Origin of the sequence: Polaromonas sp. CF318 (assembly GCF_000282655.1) — a bacterium.
Lineage (GTDB): Bacteria > Pseudomonadota > Gammaproteobacteria > Burkholderiales > Burkholderiaceae_C > Polaromonas.
Window position 1 is genome coordinate 1 of record NZ_AKIV01000013.1, and the last position, 2,342, is coordinate 2,342.

The window sequence follows — 2,342 nt, forward strand, 5'->3', positions numbered from 1 at the left end:
TACTGCGCGTACTGCAGGTCCAACTTGGGATAAACCGCAGCGTTCGGGGAAACGTCCTTGGTGTAGACCGTATTGTCAGTGAGAGATTTGTAGGCAAACGTCGCCGTGATTTCAGCACCCTTTGAAACAGATTGCAGCAAAGCAGCTGGAAACGTGGAAAGGGAGACATGCATGATGGCTTCACTTTGTGTCACCAGGATCAAGTCCATCTTGCCGTCACCATTGACATCGACGAACTCCCGGGGATAGGCACTCAGAGTCCAGCCGTTGCCGCTAATGTCTGTCGCTATGGGCTGCTGTGCAAACGTCCCATCTGCCTGGCCTAAAAATACAAAGGTCTGAGCTTCGCTGGCCAAAGTCATCACCAGATCGACCCGTCCATCTCCGTTGATGTCGACCAAATCGCGGGAATAAGCCAGTTCAGTCCATCCACTGCCATTGATATCGGTTGACACAGCCTGGGGCACAAACGATCCGTCGCCCTTACCCAGGAAGACATGCGGTACCGTTTCATCCTTGTCAATCAGAATGAAGTCCGGCAGACCATCACCGTTCACATCAGCGAATCGCCGGACATACGCGCTGGAGGTCCAGCCGCTTCCGTCGACGTCGGTCGATATCGCCTGCTGTGAAAAGGAGCCATCCGCCTGGCCAAGAAACACGTACACCTGCGCGTCACTGTTAGCAGCCATCACCAGGTCTGCCCGCCCATCGCCGTTCACATCTATCAGATACCGGGCATAAGCTGATTCAGTCCATCCGCTGCCATTGATGTCGGTTGATACGGCCTGGGTTGCAAACGCCCCATCGCTCTTACCCAGAAAGACATAGGGAACCGCCTCATCCTTGTCAATCAGGACGAAGTCCAGCAAGCCATCACCGTTGACATCAGCGAATCGCCGGGGATATGCGCTGGAGATCCAGCCGCTTCCGTTGACGTCGGTCGATATGGCCTGCTGTGAAAACGAGCCATTCGCCTGACCGGGAAACACATACACCAGCGCTTCGCTCTCGGCAACCATCACAAGGTCTGCCCGTCCATCCCCGTTCACATCTAGCAGATATCGGGGATAAGCTGATTCGGTCCATCCGTTGCCATTGACATCCGTCGAGACCGGCTGTACCAGGAACGAACCGTCTCCCTTGGCCAAGAACACGTGGGCTACCGCCTCATCCTTGTCGATCAAGACAATATCGGGCATTCCATCCCCATTGACATCGGCGAATCGCCGCGGATAGGCGCTGGATGTCCAGCCGCTCCCGTTAACGTCGGTTGCGACAACTGCTGCGTCCATCCCGTTGATGCCGCCCAACCAGCTAAAAGTCGTCGATGGAAGGCATGCACCAGATCCATCACATTCCCGTATGCCAGTTACCCGCGTTGAACCTCCGGCAAGCAGGGTGTCATAGGAAAGGGCATAACTTTTAAGCAGCGGCAGGCCGGCATAGGTTTGGACGGAAGCCAGCCGAAGTGCATTCCTGCTTTTTGAGCCATTTCTGTACCGAACCAGAATATCCGGCCTTGCCTCATAGTTAAAACGTATCTGAGCGGCCGGGTTGGTGCCACTGCTGGCATTGCCGGCATAGTCAATGCGGGCGGGGTAGTACTCGCCATTTACATCGTCTTCGGTATAGCTGAACGTCATGTAATTGGTCTTGACGTCGCTGATCTTGTTGACGGCCCAGACCCGCACCGTGGCCTTACCCTGCGCCTCAATGCGCGAGTCGGCCGTGTTGCCGTATTCCATGGTCAAGCCGGCTTTGGTCTGCACGGTGAAGGAGGCCACGCCGTTGCCTGCGGTACCCGACGCGACGATTTTGCTGAAGCCGTCGAGCTCGGTGCGGTATTCGCTGCCGGCCACGCCATAGGTGCCCGACACCAGGATCAGCCGTTGGCCGTCCAGGCAATAACGGTCGTTCATGTCGAGGTTGACGCCACCCCTGACGCCGTCAACAGCCATGGTGCGGGGACACCGGCCTATGGCGCTCAAACCGCTCAAACTCCAGCCCATGCCGAGCAAACCATTGCCGCCTTGGCTGTTGTAGCTGAGTTCGAGTTTGGGCTCCATACCGGCGACGCCGGGAGGAACCTGGATGGGGATCCGGTAAGTGGCCGCACCCGATTCATTGACCGAGAACTGGCCGGGCGTGATGCCCGCGACCGTGGTGGTCTGGGCCTGGGCCAGGCCGAGCCCGGCGCCCAACAGCCACAGAGCCGCGCAGCGCAATACCTTGCTGTGTTTACCTCGCATTTCCCCGCCCTCTTTTTTATCTCTTGCTTTTGCTTTTGCTTTTGCTTTTGCTTTTGCTTTTTAGCTTCTGCTGAGTATCGACTTTAGCTG

1 protein-coding gene is annotated in these 2,342 nt (G+C 56.8%); it reads right to left on the reverse strand.

Annotated features, from left to right (window positions below; translation table 11 throughout):
* Positions 1-2,252: FG-GAP-like repeat-containing protein (locus PMI15_RS01960; RefSeq protein WP_007863092.1), on the reverse strand; the 2,252-nt coding region annotated here is incomplete at its 3' end.
* Between the last annotated feature and the right edge of the window lie 90 nt (positions 2,253-2,342).